A 14,400-nucleotide genomic window follows, 5' to 3' on the forward strand; every position below is an offset into this window, starting at 1 on the left:
ACGTACGGTCGCTGCCCGTCGTGGGCCGGTCCGCCGCCACGAGCGCGGACGGCGGGCGCGAGGTGACACCGACGGGCCGTACCACCGAGGTCGATGTGACGATCCGCGGGATGCGGTTCTCGCCCGCCTCGGTCGACGTGCCCGCCGGGGACCGGCTGGTGATCCGGCTGCACAACACCGGCACCGACACCCACGACCTGGTCCTGGAGACCGGCGCCCGCACGGAGCGGCTCAGCCCCGGGAAGCGGGACACGCTGGACGTGGGAGTCGTCGGCCGGGACCTGTCGGGCTGGTGCTCGGTGGTCGGGCACCGGCAGATGGGCATGGTGTTCGCCGTACGCGTCACCGGGGCCGAGCAGCCGTCGAGCGCAGCCGCCGACCACGATGGCACCGACCACGATGGCACCGACCACGATGGCACCGACCACGATGGCACCGACCACGACGGCACGGCCCACGACGGCACGGCCCATGACCAGGCCACAGGCACCGGCGCATCCGCCGCGAAGGTCTTCGACCCCATGGCCGAACCGCCCGAGGGCTTCACCGCCCGCGACGCCCAGCTCCCGCCCGCCACCGGCACCCTGCACAAGCGCACCTTCACCGTGAAGGAGACGAAGGCGGAAGTCGCCCCGGGCGTACGCCAGACCCTGTGGACCTTCGACGGCACCGCCCCCGGCCCCGTCCTGCACGGCAGGGTCGGCGACACCTTCGAGATCACCCTCGTCAACGACGGAAGCATCGGCCACTCCGTCGACTTCCACGCCGGAGCGCTCGCCCCGGACCGGCCGATGCGCACCATCCAGCCCGGCCAGTCCCTGACGTACCGGTTCAAGGCAACCCGCAGCGGGGTGTGGATGTACCACTGCTCGACCATGCCGATGTCCCTGCACATCGCCAACGGCATGTTCGGCGCCGTCGTCATCGACCCTCCGAACCTCCCCGAGGTGGACCGCGAATACCTGCTGGTCCAGTCGGAGTTCTACCTGGGCGGGCAGAACGGCACGGCCGACGCCGACAAGGTGAACGCCAAGCGGCACGACATGGTCGCCTTCAACGGGTACGCCAACCAGTACGACCACGACCCGCTGACCGCGCGGACCGGAGAACGCGTCCGGATCTGGGTGCTGGCGGCCGGGCCGAACGTGTCCAGCGCCTTCCACGTCGTGGGCGGCCAGTTCGACACCGTCTTCCGCGAGGGCGCCTACGACCTGCGCCCGGGAGGCGCCGAACGCGGAGGCGCACAGGTCCTCGATCTCGCCCCCGCGTCGGGCGGTTTCGTGGAGCTGACCTTCCCCGAGGCGGGCACCTACCCCTTCGTCACCCACGCCATGACGGACGCGGAACGGGGCGCGCACGGAGTGATCCGCGTGCGCTGAACGCCTCGTCGGCGCAGCCCGCGCCGGGGCCGAACGGCCCTGGTCACGGCCCCGAAAGCCCCATGCTCCGGACCGCCCGCCCCGCCTAGCATCACCGTGTGGAACGTCGCAAAGACCTGCCCCTCGTCTACTCCTGCTCCGGTTGTTCGAGCGCGGCCCAGATGACCAACTGGATCGCCGTCCAGCTCGACCGGCGCGGCATCGCCGAGATGTCGTGCATCGCCGGGGTCGGAGGCGACGTACCGAGCCTCGTGCGCAAGGCCCGCAGCGACCGTCCGGTCATCGCCGTCGACGGCTGCGTCCTTCAGTGCGCCCGCAACTGCCTCGCCCGGCACGGCGTGACCCCCACCGTGCACCACCTCCTCAGCGACGACGGCGTGCGCAAGCGGCTGGGCGAGGACTTCGACCCGCGGCAGGCGGAGCAGGTCCTCGACGGGCTGATCGCCAGGATCGCCGCGGCCGTCGAGGAGACCGCCCCGCAGCACTGAGCTCAGTTGGCCAGCGCCATCCGCTCCACGTACGCGACCTTCACCGAGTCGATGTCGGACAGCTCGCGGCCGTCCTCCAGGGCCGTGTACTCGTCGAACTCGCTCTTCTCGGTCTCGGTCTTGCCGGCCGCCACATGGGAGGCGCCGATGTAGGTCTGGCCGACGTAGTCGCCGTCCTCGTCGAAGGCGTTGACGATCACCGAGTAATTGGCGGGCCCGTCGCCCTTGTTGGTGATCTTGTACTTGAACTCGTAGACGGAGTCCTCCGATTCGCAGTCGTTGTAGGAGTACTCGTCGGTGTCGTCGCACTCCCCGCCGTAGGAGTCGGTGGGCTCCTCCTCCACCAGCTTGCCGCCGGAGAGCTCGACATGGTCGATCGGGTCGTCGCCGCGGGTCAGGGCCCACCAGGTGACGCCGCCACCGGCGAGGAGTATGACCGCCGCCACGGCGCCGATCACCGGACCGCGTCTGCGCCGAGGCGCCGTCGGCGGTGCGCCGTACCAGCCGGCGGGCTGTGTGGGCGGGGCCGACGGGGCGCCGTACCAGCCCCCGGGCTGCGTGGGCGGGGCCGGGGGAAGCGGGGGCTGCGAGGAGCCCACGAGTTCCGGCTGGGAAATGGTGGGCTGGGACTCCGGGTGCTGGGGTGCCTGGTCGTTCACTGGCTCTGCCTTCTCATGAGGGTCGGACGGGGTCGTCCACGAACATGCCCGCGGCGACCGGGGCGGGGAACACACCGGAAGTCTGCCAGCCGATTCCCGACGGCAGTTGGCCGGGAGTACGGCGGCGAGGGTTCTGCGATCCCTGCCGTCAGCCGCCGTGCCGGAAGCCGCTCCCCGTGCGGTCCAGGGGATCGGGGCCGAGGCCGAGGAACCGGGCGCGGAGGGCGTCCCAGGCGGCGAGGCGGCCGAAATCGGGGGTGTCGAGGATCTCCTGGCGGTCGGTGAGGAACGGGTTGGGCAGCAGGACCGTCATCATCTGCTCGTCGCGGCCGTTGAACAGGCGGATCCCCCAGGTGACGGGCGCCCCGTCGGAGCCCAGACCGCGGTACAGCTCGGCGCGCGAGCAGCGGCGGATCCGGCCGAGTTCGGGGCCGGAGGCGGTGTGCTCGCCGATGCACAGGTGGAAGTGCCAGGCGCCGAAGTCGACCGTGACGTACCCGTCGTTCAGGGTGATCGCGGTCGGGGCGCCGGGGGCGCCGACCTCCCAGGCGGCACCCTCGATGATCGGGCCGAAGTGGATGTGCTTCCAGTGGTCGGTGAAGACGGTCGTGATCAGGCCGAGGAGCGTCTTCTCGTCGACCGGGAGCGGCCAGACGTGCTGGGTGCCGCCCGAGGGCGTCTCGACGACGGTGGGTTCGGTGACGGTCATGCGGTCTTCTCCCTGTGGTTGGTCAGGACGCAGTCGCCGCACGTGCCCGCGCCCGGCACGCGGTAGTACAGGCAGCAACTGCGGCGTCGGAAGGTCAGGGGACGGGCCGGGGGCGCGGCGTATGTGCCGGCTCCTGCCAGCGGGGGGTGGTCCAGCAGGGCGCGGACCAGGGGGACGACGGGGAGTGGGGTGTGCGGTGCTCTGGTGAGCAGGACGCGGTGGGCGCCGATCAGGGCGGAGGCGGCGTTGCCCCGCAGGGTGTGCGGGGAGACGCCGGACGTGCGGCGGACGGCGTCCGCCCAGGGGGCGAGGTTGTCGACGACGACCGTGCGGTGCAGGGCCGTTCGGGGATCCTCCTCGTCCAGGGTGCTCGGGGCGGTCAGCCACAGGTCGAGGGGGCCCGAGGCGGGCAGGCGCCACCACAGGCGGCCGGGGTTCAGGTCGGGGACGCGTCCGGTGTACGCGGCGCAGGCCAGGGCCAGTGACCACAGGCGGGAGGCCGTGCCCAGGTGCAGGGTGGAGGCGGCGACCCTGGGCCGGTCGGTGCCGAGGCGGTCGGCGACCGCCCCGACGCAGGCGTCCAGCGCGGCCCCGTCCTCGTACAGCTCGGTCAGGGGGCGGAAGCCGTCCGGCCGGGGGCCCGTGCCGACCGCGAAGTACGGGCCGATCGTGGCGATGCGCGCCAGGACCTCGGGGGTCACCATGTGCGCGCCGTGCGGGTCAGCTCGTGGAAGCCGTGCGCCTCCGTCGTACGGGCGTCCGGTCCTACGAGGGTGAAGCGGCTCCCCTCCGTCCAGCTCACCCGCGCGTCCGCCCCCGCCCCGGTGTCCGCCACGGACAGGCCCTCGCGGGCCAACGCCCTTTCCACCAAGGGGAGTACGTCCGCCGGGGCGTCCACCGCCACCGCGGCGCGGGTGGCGCGGCGCAGGCCGAAGGTGCCGGTCAGCGGGTCGAAGGCGAGGTGGTCGGCGTCGAAGGCGGACGCCACCGCACCGCCCCGGATCAGGTCCTCGGGCGCCCCGGCGTGGACGCGGGACGTGCGGTCGACGAGCCAGACCGCGTCGGCCACGCGCAGGGCCAGCTCCAGGTCGTGGGTGCTGACCACGACCGTCAGGCCCTTGTCCCGGGCCAGATCGCGCAGCAGCACGGTGAGCGCCACCCGTGAGGGCACGTCCAGAAATGCCGTCGGCTCGTCGAGGAGGACGACCTCGGGCTCCTGGGCGAGCGCGCGGGCGGTGAGCACGCGTTGCCGCTCGCCGTCCGAGAGTTCCGCGGCCGGTCGGTCCGCGAGGTGGTCCGCGCCCACCGCCTTCAGTGACCACTCGACGGCCGCGTGGTCCGCGGCCGTGAGGCGGCCGGTGAACCCGGTGTGCGGATGGCGCCCGAGTCCGGCCAACTCCCGTACGGACAGCAGCCCGGCGTCCACCCGGTCGGTGAGGACGACCGCCAGCCGACGGGCGAGGGCGGCCGGTGAGGTCCGCGCCAGGTCCGCGCCGCCGATCCGGATACGGCCCTCCAGCGGCGGCAGAAGTCCGCACAGGGTGCGCAACAGGGTGGACTTCCCGGCGCCGTTCGGGCCGAGCAGGACGGTCAGTTCGCCGGGCGCGGCGTGCAGGGCAAGCCCCGACAGCACGGCGCGGGACGACCGCGAGCGGGTGCGGTAGCCGACGGTCAGCTCCTCGGTCTCCAGACCACCGGTCCGTATCCCCGGCTGGGCCGCTGTCTCGGTCAGCGTCTCGGTCACGAGGCCACTCCTTGTACGCCGCGGCGGCTGCGGATCAGGAACGTGATGACGACGGGGGCGCCGAACAGGGAGGTGATGGCGTTCAGCGGCAGCACGGAGTCGGTGCCCGGCGGTTGGCTCAGCAGCGCGCAGGCCAGGGCCAGGAAGGCTCCGGCGAGCATGGACGCGGGGATCAGCGCCCGGTGGTCCGAGGTGCCGAGGGCCACCCGGGTCAGGTGCGGAACGGCCAGGCCCAGGAAGGCGATCGGGCCGCAGAAGGCGGTGGCCGCGCCCGCCAGCACCGAGGTGCCGAGCAGGGCGAGGTCGCGGCTGCGCCGTACGTTCAGGCCCATGGTGCGGGCGTAGTCCTCACCGAGCAGCAGGGCGTTGAGGCGCTTGGCGGTCAGCGCGGCCAGGAGCAGCCCGGCGCCGACGACCGGCAGCATCACCCTCAGGTCGGGCCAGGTGGTGGCGCCGAAGCTGCCGAGGCCCCACATCACGAACTGCTGGGCCCGCTCGGGCCGGGCGTACACCAGCATCACGCCCACCACGGCGGTGGCCGCCGAGCCGATCATCACGCCGATGACCAGCAGGGTGACCGCCGAGCGCACCCAGCGCGACAGCAACAGCACGAGCGCCAGTACGGCGGCCGCGCCGATCGAGGCGGCCAGTACGACGCCCACCCGCCCCAGCCCGGCCAGGTCCCCGGTGAAGCTCCCGGCGACCCCGCCGGTGCCGACGACCACGGCGGCGACGCCCATGCTCGCGCCCGAACTCACGCCCAGGGAGTACGGATCGGCCAGCGCGTTGCGGAACAGCGTCTGCATCTGCACGCCCGCCACCGCGAGGGCGGCGCCCACGGCGGTGGCCGTCAGCGCGCGGGGCAGCCGTACCTCCTCGACGATCACGGTCCAGCGCGGGTCCTTCGCGGCGCCGCCCAGCAGGACCCGTACCACCTCCGCCACCGGCACCCGGTGGGAACCGGTCGCGACGGTGAGCACGAACAGCGCGGCGGTACCGGCCGCGAGGGCGAGGACGACGGCAGCGCGCCGCCGCCTTGGCCGTACCGCCGATGGCTTCTCGGGCTTCTCGGGCTCGATGGCCAGGGGGGTCGTCATGCCTTGGGCACCTGTCGGTAGAAGGCGAAGGTGTGGCCCTTCGCCTGCTCCGGGTGGAGCAGTGCGAACAGGTCGGCGAGGACCAAGTCGGGGCGCAGGACGCCGCGTTCGTAGTACTCGTTGCCGCCGCCGGGGCCGAGCGCCTTGGTGTTCGTCCAGACCTCGCCGTCGCTGACGGCCGTCAGCTTCCCGTACCGGTTGTCCGCCTTCACCGCGTCCGCGGTGGACTTCCACCGCTGGTCGGCGAGCCAGACCGGGGCGTCGCCGCCCTTGGCGTACACGGCCTCGAAGTTGAGCTGGAGATTCCCGGAACCACCCTTGCCCGACCAGGGGTAGGTTCCGCCGGCGTCCTTGATGAGCCGGGCCGCGTAACTGCCGCCGGCCGGCATGTACCACGTCCCCTGATACATCGTGCCGGGCAGCACCTGTACGGGCTCGGACACCTTGGCCGCCTTCTCGGCGACCTCGCGATAGTCGGCCTCGACGGTGTCGAACAGCTCGTCGGCCCGCTTCTCCGCGCCGGTGAGCGCGGCCATCGCCTTCACCCACTCGGCACGGCCCAGCGGACTGGGCTCCAGCCACTCGGCGTTGGCGACCACCGCGATCCCCGCCTGACGCAGCTTCGGGTACTGCGGGTCGTCGGTGCCCTGGGTCATCAGCACGTCCGGCTGCTCGCCGATGACCGTCTCGGCGTTGATGGCGCGGTCCTTGGCGTACTCGGTGACCTTGCCCTCCTCCACCCGCTCGATCACCTCGGCGGAGGAGATGTTCGCCTTGCTCGCGACACCGGTCAGCACGTCCAGGGTGCCGGTCTCGGTGAGCAGCGGCAGATGGGTGGTGGAGGCGGAGTACAGGCTCTTGACCGGCACGGTGATCTGCTGCGCCTTCGCCAGCGCACCGGTCAACTCCGGCTTCGGAGCACCGCACTTGACCAGCACGTACGACTCGGGCCGGCCCTTCGGGTACGGCTCCTTGACGGTGAGGACCTGGTAGCTCTTCTCGTAGCGGAGGGTGAAGTTCTTGGCGTGCTTCACCTGCGACTTGACCGGGAAGTAGTCCGTGCCCGGGTCGAAGTCCTTGATGCAACCAGCCTGCGGCGCCTGCGCTTTGGCGCCGGCGGGGGCATCGGGGTCACCGCACGCGGTGAGCGTGAGGGCGAGGGCGGTGGTGAGGACGGCGGCGGCCGAGGGCAGGGGGAAACGACGTACGGACACAGGCAGCTCCGGATGGCATGCGTGACAGACGCACCGGGCGCGCGGCACGCGGTGGCGGTGCGGTGAAGGGGCGTACGGGGAAGGCCCGTTGAGAAAGGGGAGGGAGGCTCGCTAGAACCGGAAGCGGAGCAAGGGCACGTCACTCGTCACGCGACGGCTCCGACGGAACACGGGCAGCCCACGGCCGCCGACACACCTGCACGGGCACACGAGTGCCACCGCCTCTCTCGGGGAAATCCGCCCCGTACTTCGAGGTGCGACGGCGTGAGTCTCCTGACTTGGGATCACAGCTTCTCCGGCCTTCCCATCCCTCGCGGGACGGTGGCCATGGGCGGAGTCGCTCCCCCTACACAGTGGCGGTACCGTGCCGGAATCTCACCGGCTTCCTCGTTCCGCCGTCGCTTGTCGGACGAAGCATCGCAGAACGGGGGTTGGGCACGCCAGGGCGCCTTTTGTGCGATCAGCCACAGGGAGGGTAGGGGCGACTACTCCACGTCCATGATCGGGCAGCGTTGCCGACGGCCTCAGCGGGCGGAGCCGCCGTCCTCCCCGGACCCGCAGCCGCACGAGTCACGGTGCTGGAACGTCGGCTGGATCAGGACCCGGCGCGGAGGCAGGTCGGGGTGCGAGATCCGGGACAGGGCCAGCTCGAATGCCTGCTCGCCGATCATCAGGGTGGGCTGGGCGATCGCGGTCAGCCGGGGCTGGAACAGGTCCGACCACTCGAAGTCGTCGAAGGCGACCAGCGCGATGTCGTCGGGGACGCGGATGCCGGCGGACCGCAGTCCCCGCATCGTCCCGATGGTCATCTGGTTGTTGCCCACGACGAGCGCGGTCGGCGGCCTGGACAGGTGCAGGAGCTTGGTGACCGCGTGCTGTGCGGGGGGCGCCTGGGAGTCACCCGGGACCAAGTACTCGTCCCGCCTGGGGATGTTGTTGCGCTCCAGGCCCCGCCGGTAGCCGCGGACGCGTTCCTCCGACGTGGCCAGCCCGGGGCGGCCGGAGATCATCGCGATCCGGGTGTGGCCGATCTCCGCGAGGTGGTCGACGAGACGGGCGGTGGACTCGATGTTCTCCACGCCGATCTGGTCGACCTCCTCCCGCACGAAGCGGTCCAGCACCGTCACGGGGATGCCGGCCTGCCTGGCGTAGCTCAGCGTCCGCGCCGCGTCGCCGGACGGGGCGAGCACGATCGCGCTCACCCTGCGCCGGAGCAGTTCGCCCACGGCCCGCAGTTCTGTGTCCGCGTCGTCGTGGGTCTCGGCCAGCAGCAGGGAGTAGCCCTCCTTGGTCGCCCGGCGGTCGAGTCCGTGCACGACGTCGGCGAAGTAGGGGTTGGAGATCGCGGACATCGCGAGCCCGATGGTGCCGAACTCCTCGCGCTGCTGCCGCGCCTGCTTCTCGGGGACGTAACCGCAGGCGGCCACCGCGTCGTGCACGAGACGGACCGTGTCCGGGGCCACCGTGCGGGTTCTGTTCAGCACGTGAGAGACCGTCGAGACGGAAACACCCGCGATGCGCGCCACGTCGCTCATCGTGGCGGTCTGACGGGGACGCCTGCCTGCCATGAACGGCATACTAGCAAAATTTGCGCAAACGGAACCGCCCCGGATGGGGGTGCCCGGCCTCGGCAAGGAGGCGGCGGAAGTGGGTGGCAAAGCTTTGCGCAAAGTCTTTACGGGGTGTCGCGCCGCCCTGTAACTTCCCTGTGTGCCGCCGGACAGGGGGCAGGTGAGGAGGTAGCCATCATGTTCACGAAAGCCGCCGGACTCGCCGCCCCACAGGCCGACGCCGTCTGCTCCATGGCCACTACCAGTGAGGCGGTGCCCGCCCTGCGGGCCTTCGCCCGGGACACGGCCCGGCGCTGGGGGATGGCCGAGGATGCGGTCCACGCCGTGCGCGTGACCGTCTCCGAACTGGTCACCAACGCCGTCCTGCACAGCGGCAGCCCCGACGTCGAACTCGGCATGCGCCTGCGGGGTGCCACCGTGACCGTCCTGGTGAAGGACAACGGCACATGGCTGCCCCGCGAGCCGTCACCGGTGCGGCGGTGCGAGTCCGACCGGACCCGGGGCCGCGGCCTGAACATCGTCCGCGCCTACGCCACGCACTGCTCCGTCGAGTCCTCGGTGAACGGCACCCGGGTCCGCGCCGAGTTCGATGTGTCGGCGCCCGCCCCTGAGTTCGCAGCCTTCGACGCCGAACTCATGGCTGTCGCCGCTCTGTAGAGGGCGGGCCCGGCTGCTCCGCGCACCCGCAGGACCGGCGGTGCGTCAGCCGGGGCCGCAGGCGCTCCACGCGCGGGGGTGCGTCCGGGTCCGCGAGGCGTTCGAGGAGGAGCTGGACCGCGCGCTCCCCGAGGGTGCCGGTGGGCTGGGCGAAGGCGGTCAGCGGCGGGTCGAACAGGTCGGCGCCCGGCAGGTCGTCGTAGGAGACCAGGGCCATGTCCTGAGGGATGATCAGGCCGGCCGTCCGCAGGGCCTGCATCGCGCCGATGACCATGGCGTTGTTGCCGACGATCACGGCGGTCGGAGGAGTGCCGGCGGCCAGCAGCCGCTCCATGGCCGCGCGGCCGCCGGGGATGTCGGAGTTGCCGTCGGCCACCAGGGAGGGGTCGTAGGGCAGTCCGCCCCGGGTCAGGCCCAGGCGGTAGCCGGTGAGGCGTTCCCTGCTGGTGCCGAGGCCCGACTTGCCGCCGATCAGGCCGATCCGGGTGTGGCCCAGCGCGGTGAAGTGGTCGACCAGGGAGGCGGTGGCCTCCTCGTTCTCCGGGCCGATCTGGTCGAAGCGGTCGTCGACGACCCGGTCCACCAGCACCGTGGGCGTCCTGGACTCCCGCAAGTGGTCCAGAGTGCGTCCGGGGCTGACCGAGGCCGCGAGGATGACGCCGTCCACGCGGCGCTGGCGCAGGCTGCGCACCACCTCGTACTCACGCTCGGGTTCGTCGTGCGAGTCGGCGAGGAGCAGGGTCAGTCCGGCGCGTACGGCCGCCTGGTCGACGCCCGCGAGGACGCCCGCGAAGAAGGGGTTCGTGATCGCCGACACGACCACGCCGATGGAGCTGGTGCTCGACATGGCGAGGGAGCGGGCCAGGGAGTTGGGTGTGTAGCCGGTGCGGGCGATGGCCTCCTCGACCCTGCGCCGGGTCTCCTCGCGCACCGGCCGGGTCCCGTTGACCACGTAGGAAACCGTGGCGATGGACACGCCCGCGACGCGTGCCACCTCGGTCATGGTCGTCACGGGATCACCTTCGTCGCTGTCGGGCCGGGCGCTGTCATCGGTCCGGCTGTTGTTAATCGCTTAGATTACCGGCCGGTCCCCCCTTGTTAAGCGCTTAACGCGCCCTTAATGTGGCGGCCGGTCGACGAATCTAAGCGCTTAACACATTCGCGACCCGCCGCCCCCGTCCCCACCCTCTCTCCACCCCGACCTCACAGGAGCCGCGATGGACACTGCCCGTACTCGAAGTCGCGCCCCCGGAGCCGCGGTGGCCGCCCCGCCGCGCGGCGCCGTCGCCATGGAACTCCTCGACGCGGCCAAGGTGTTCGGCTCGACCACCGTTCTCGACGGGGTGTCCCTGAGTCTGCGCCGCGGCGAGGTGCTCGGCCTGCTCGGTGAGAACGGCGCGGGCAAGAGCACCTGCGTCAAGATCCTGGCCGGGGTGCACCGGCCGGACCGGGGCGTCGTCCGCATGGGCGACCGCGACCTGGTCCTCCACGGTCCCGCCGACGCCCGCCGGCACGGAGTGGCCGTGGTGCACCAGCACCCGGGCCTGTTCGGCGACCTCTCCATCGCCGAGAACATCCACACCGGCCGGCTGCCCCGCACCCGCACCGGCGCGGTCGACTTCCGGCTGATGCGCGAGGAGGCCGCCCGCTGGCTCGCCGTGCTGGGCCTGGACCGCGACCCCGGTCTGCCGGTGTCCGAGCTGTCCACCTCCGAGCAGCAGCTCGTGGAGATCGCCCGCGCCCTCGCGGGCGAGGCCGAGGTGCTGATCCTCGACGAGCCGACCGCCGCCCTGTCCGCCGCGGAGGTGGCCACCCTGGAGGGCGTCATCCACCGGCTGCGGGAACGCGGCGTGGCGATGATGTTCGTCGGCCACCGGATGGAGGAGATCTTCCGGATCTGCGACCGGCTCGCCGTCCTGCGCGACGGACGGCTGCTGAAGACCGTACGCAGCCGTGACATCACCCAGCGGGACGCGGTTGCCCTGATGGTCGGCCGGGAACTCACCGACCTCTACCCCGAGCGCGAGGTCACACCGGGCGACGCCGTCCTCCAGGTCAACGGCCTCTCCCGGAAGGGGGAGTTCGAGGATGTCGACCTCACGGTGCGGGCGGGGGAGATCGTGGGGCTCGCCGGGCTCGTGGGCAGCGGCCGTACCGAACTGGCTCGCGTGCTCTTCGGAGTGCGGCGGCCGGACTCCGGCGAGATCCGGCTGAACGGGGAACCGGTCGCCCCGCGGTCCGTCGCCGACGCGCTCTCGCGCGGTATCGCCTACGTCTCGGAGGACCGCCGCGGGCAGAGCGTGATCGAGGAGTTCTCCGTCCTGGAGAACGCCACACTCCCCGTCATCGACAAGGCGACCCGGTTCGGCCTGGTGCTCCGGCGTGCTCAACTCGCCCTGGTGTCAGGTGCCCTGGAGCGGATGAAGCTGCGCTCCGCCGGGTACGACCAGCCGGTCGGGGCCCTGTCGGGCGGCAACCAGCAGAAGGTCGTGCTCGCGAAGTGGCTCGCCGTGCAGCCGCGGCTGCTGATCCTCGACGAGCCGACCCAGGGCATCGACATCGGCGCCAAGGCCGAGGTGCACCGGATCGTCAACTCCCTCGCGGAGAAGGGCATGGCGATCCTGCTGATCTCCTCGGACCTGCCGGAACTGCTCGGCATGTCCGACCGCGTCCTGGTCATGCGGCACGGCTCGGTGGCCGCCGAGTTCGACCGGGACCAGGCGACTCCCTACGCCGTGGGGCTGGCCGCCACCGGAGTCGGCGAGGAAGGCGCGCCCGAGGCCCGGAAGGCGTCGGCGGAGGCGGACCGCCCCTCCGGGCGATCGCTGTGGGCCCGGCTCCGCTCCCGCCGGGAGACCGGACTGCTCATGGCGCTGCTCGCGCTGGTCCTGCCGCTCAGCCTGCTCAACCCCCAGTTCCTGTCGCTCGGCAACCTGTCCGACCTGACCATCAGCGCCGCCCTGCTCGGCACCGTGGCCCTCGGTCAGCTGCTGGTCATGCTGACCCGCAACATCGATCTGTCGGTGTCGTCGGTCATCGGACTGACCGCCTTCGCCTCGGCCTCGCTGATCAAGGACCATCCCGGCCTGCCGATCGTCGTCCCCGTGCTCCTGGCCTGCGCGATCGGGCTGGTCTGCGGAGTGTTCAACGGACTGGTGGTGTCGTACGGACAGGTGCCCTCCATTGTGGCCACGCTCGGCACGCTGGCGCTCTTCCGCGGCATCGACGCGATGATGTCCGCGGGCAAGCAGGTCGCCGCGGGTGAGGTCCCGGATGCCTGGCTGGCGTGGACGGCGGCGAAACCGCTCGGTGTGTCCGTGCTCATCTGGATCAGCCTGGCGCTCTTCGCCGCGGCCGGGTTCGCGCTGGGCCGCACCAGACAGGGCCGCGAGCTGTACGCCTCGGGCTCCAACCCGGCCGGTGCCCGGCAGATCGGCATTCCGGTGGACCGGCACGTGCTCGCCGCGTTCACCGTGTCCGGGCTGCTCGCCGGACTGGTTGGCGCCCTGTGGGCCTCGCACTACGGCACCGTCGACGGCCAGGCGGCCTACGGTCTCGAACTCACCGTCATCGCCTCGGTCGTGGTCGGCGGAGTCGCCCTGCGCGGAGGTTCCGGCACCGTGCAGCAGGTCGCCCTCGGCACCTTCACCCTGCTGGTGATCGAGAACGTGCTCACCCTGGTGCGTGTCGACTCCCGCTATCTGCAGGCCGTGTTCGGCGCCGTGATCCTCGTCGCCGTCTCGTTCGACGCGGCCCTCGCCCGCCGCCGCTCCCATCGGAGGGCCGTCTGATGCGCACCTCCCTGCGGGCCCGGCTCACCAGCTGGGACTACATCCTCGCCGCTCTCGTCGTCGTGCTGCTGGTGGCGGCCTCGCTCACCCAGCCCGGTTTCGCCGGCGGGTTCAACTTCGCCAACTCGGTCTCGCAGATGTCGGACAAGGCCCTGCTGGTCCTCCCGCTCGCCCTGCTGATCATCGCCCGGGAGATCGACATCTCCGTGGCCAGCGTCGCCGGACTCAGCGGCGTCGTCCTCGGCATGGCCCTTGAGGCCGGCGGCCCGCTGCCGCTCGCCATCACCCTGGCGCTGCTCGCCGGAACGCTGTGCGGGGCGCTCAACGGCGTACTGGTCACCTTCGTCGGGCTGCCCTCCCTCGTGGTCACCCTCGGCACGCTCGCCCTGTTCCGCGGCCTGTGCTACGTGCTGCTCGGTGGGACCCCGATCACCGACATCCCCCTGTCCCTCACCACGTTCGGCAACGAGACGATCCCGCGCACCTACGTGCCCTGGGACATCGTGCCCTTCCTGGTCCTCGCCCCGCTGTTCGCGTTGTATCTGCACCGCACCGCCGCGGGGCGCCGTACCTACGCCATCGGCGGCGGGCCGGACATCGCCCGCTACGCGGGCGTCCGCCTGAACCGCATCCGGTTCGGACTGTTCGTCGTCTCCGGCGCCGTCGCCGCGCTCGCCGGGGTCATCACCGTGGCCCGCACCAGCCAGGCCGCCCCGGACGGCGCTCTGGGCTTCGAACTCGACGCCATCACCGTCGTGTTCCTCGGCGGGGTCAGCGTGCTGGGCGGCAAGGGCCGGATGCCCGGCGTCTGCTGGGCGCTCGTCCTCGTGGTCGGCCTGCGCAGCATGCTCCAGCTCGGCAATGTCAGCGGATACGCCCAGAGCGCGGCCGTAGGAGCCCTGCTGATCCTCTCGCTGCTGGCCACCAACACCGCCCACCGCGTCCACGCCGCGCTGACCCGGCGCCGGCTGCGCGCACTCGCGGTACGGGAGTCGGCGGTCCCCTGAGCCGAAGCGCCCCTTCAGGACCAGCGGAACACCCGCTTCAAGAGCCCCACGCAAGACCCGGTTCACAACCCCCACGCAAGACCG

General features: G+C 71.8%; 13 protein-coding genes and 1 riboswitch. Of the genes, 5 read left to right on the forward strand and 8 right to left on the reverse strand.

Features of this window, described 5'->3' with window-relative positions; translation table 11 throughout:
- Together GA0115233_RS09510 and GA0115233_RS09515 are read left to right on the forward strand one after the other, a co-directional pair.
- On the forward strand, positions 1-1,379 hold a 1,379-nt coding region (locus GA0115233_RS09510; protein WP_176711700.1), incomplete at its 5' end, for a multicopper oxidase domain-containing protein.
- A 98-nt stretch (positions 1,380-1,477) separates the two neighbouring features.
- Positions 1,478-1,867 (forward strand): putative zinc-binding protein, encoded by a 390-nt coding sequence (locus GA0115233_RS09515; protein WP_218063431.1) that lies wholly within the window; start codon positions 1,478-1,480, stop codon positions 1,865-1,867.
- 2 nt (positions 1,868-1,869) lie between these two features.
- Here the strand turns inward: GA0115233_RS09515 and GA0115233_RS09520 are convergent, their stop codons facing one another.
- The 7 genes from GA0115233_RS09520 to GA0115233_RS09550 form a co-directional block, all read right to left on the reverse strand.
- Positions 1,870-2,526: a hypothetical protein gene (locus GA0115233_RS09520; protein WP_093719699.1), complete on the reverse strand. Its 657-nt coding sequence runs from the start codon at positions 2,524-2,526 to the stop codon at positions 1,870-1,872.
- Positions 2,527-2,674: 148 nt separating this feature from the next.
- Positions 2,675-3,235 carry a DUF7676 family protein gene (locus tag GA0115233_RS09525; RefSeq protein WP_093719700.1) on the reverse strand — a complete coding sequence of 187 codons (561 nt, stop codon included), beginning with the start codon at positions 3,233-3,235 and terminating at the stop codon, positions 2,675-2,677.
- A complete protein-coding gene (locus tag GA0115233_RS09530; RefSeq protein WP_093719701.1) occupies positions 3,232-3,939 on the reverse strand; it encodes a (2Fe-2S)-binding protein in 708 nt (235 codons plus the stop codon). Before GA0115233_RS09530 ends, GA0115233_RS09525 begins: the two co-directional genes overlap by 4 nt.
- The gene (locus GA0115233_RS09535) at positions 3,933-4,979 is read right to left on the reverse strand and encodes an ABC transporter ATP-binding protein (RefSeq protein ID WP_093719702.1); all 1,047 of its coding nucleotides are present in this window, start codon (positions 4,977-4,979) and stop codon (positions 3,933-3,935) included. The genes GA0115233_RS09530 and GA0115233_RS09535 overlap by 7 nt, the downstream gene beginning before the upstream one ends.
- Positions 4,976-6,076 carry a FecCD family ABC transporter permease gene (locus GA0115233_RS09540; protein WP_250746061.1) on the reverse strand — a complete coding sequence of 367 codons (1,101 nt, stop codon included), beginning with the start codon at positions 6,074-6,076 and terminating at the stop codon, positions 4,976-4,978. Before GA0115233_RS09540 ends, GA0115233_RS09535 begins: the two co-directional genes overlap by 4 nt.
- Positions 6,073-7,290 (reverse strand): ABC transporter substrate-binding protein, encoded by a 1,218-nt coding sequence (locus GA0115233_RS09545; protein ID WP_255310114.1) that lies wholly within the window; start codon positions 7,288-7,290, stop codon positions 6,073-6,075. The genes GA0115233_RS09540 and GA0115233_RS09545 overlap by 4 nt, the downstream gene beginning before the upstream one ends.
- Before the next feature lie 245 nt (positions 7,291-7,535).
- Positions 7,536-7,720: riboswitch (cobalamin riboswitch) on the reverse strand.
- 94 nt (positions 7,721-7,814) lie between these two features.
- Complete coding sequence (locus tag GA0115233_RS09550; RefSeq protein WP_313895831.1) at positions 7,815-8,867, reverse strand: LacI family DNA-binding transcriptional regulator; 1,053 nt, start codon at positions 8,865-8,867, stop codon at positions 7,815-7,817.
- Between the two features lie 171 nt (positions 8,868-9,038).
- Here GA0115233_RS09550 and GA0115233_RS09555 point away from each other — a divergent pair, with 171 nt between their 5' ends.
- Entirely contained in the window at positions 9,039-9,518 is a 480-nt protein-coding gene (locus tag GA0115233_RS09555) for an ATP-binding protein (RefSeq protein ID WP_093719704.1), read from the forward strand.
- Here GA0115233_RS09555 and GA0115233_RS09560 read toward each other — a convergent pair.
- Positions 9,496-10,521: a LacI family DNA-binding transcriptional regulator gene (locus GA0115233_RS09560; protein ID WP_313895839.1), complete on the reverse strand. Its 1,026-nt coding sequence runs from the start codon at positions 10,519-10,521 to the stop codon at positions 9,496-9,498. The genes GA0115233_RS09555 and GA0115233_RS09560 overlap by 23 nt on opposite strands.
- Positions 10,522-10,807: 286 nt before the next feature.
- Between GA0115233_RS09560 and GA0115233_RS40950 the strand changes: the two genes are divergently transcribed.
- Positions 10,808-13,309, forward strand: coding sequence for an ATP-binding cassette domain-containing protein (locus GA0115233_RS40950; protein ID WP_313895840.1), 2,502 nt, complete (start codon positions 10,808-10,810; stop codon positions 13,307-13,309).
- Positions 13,309-14,316, forward strand: a complete 1,008-nt coding sequence (locus tag GA0115233_RS09570; RefSeq protein ID WP_093719706.1) for an ABC transporter permease — start codon at positions 13,309-13,311, stop codon at positions 14,314-14,316. Before GA0115233_RS40950 ends, GA0115233_RS09570 begins: the two co-directional genes overlap by 1 nt.
- Positions 14,317-14,400 lie beyond the last annotated feature (84 nt).

The sequence above is a fragment of the Streptomyces sp. DI166 genome (assembly GCF_900091315.1).
GTDB lineage: Bacteria > Actinomycetota > Actinomycetes > Streptomycetales > Streptomycetaceae > Streptomyces > Streptomyces fuscus.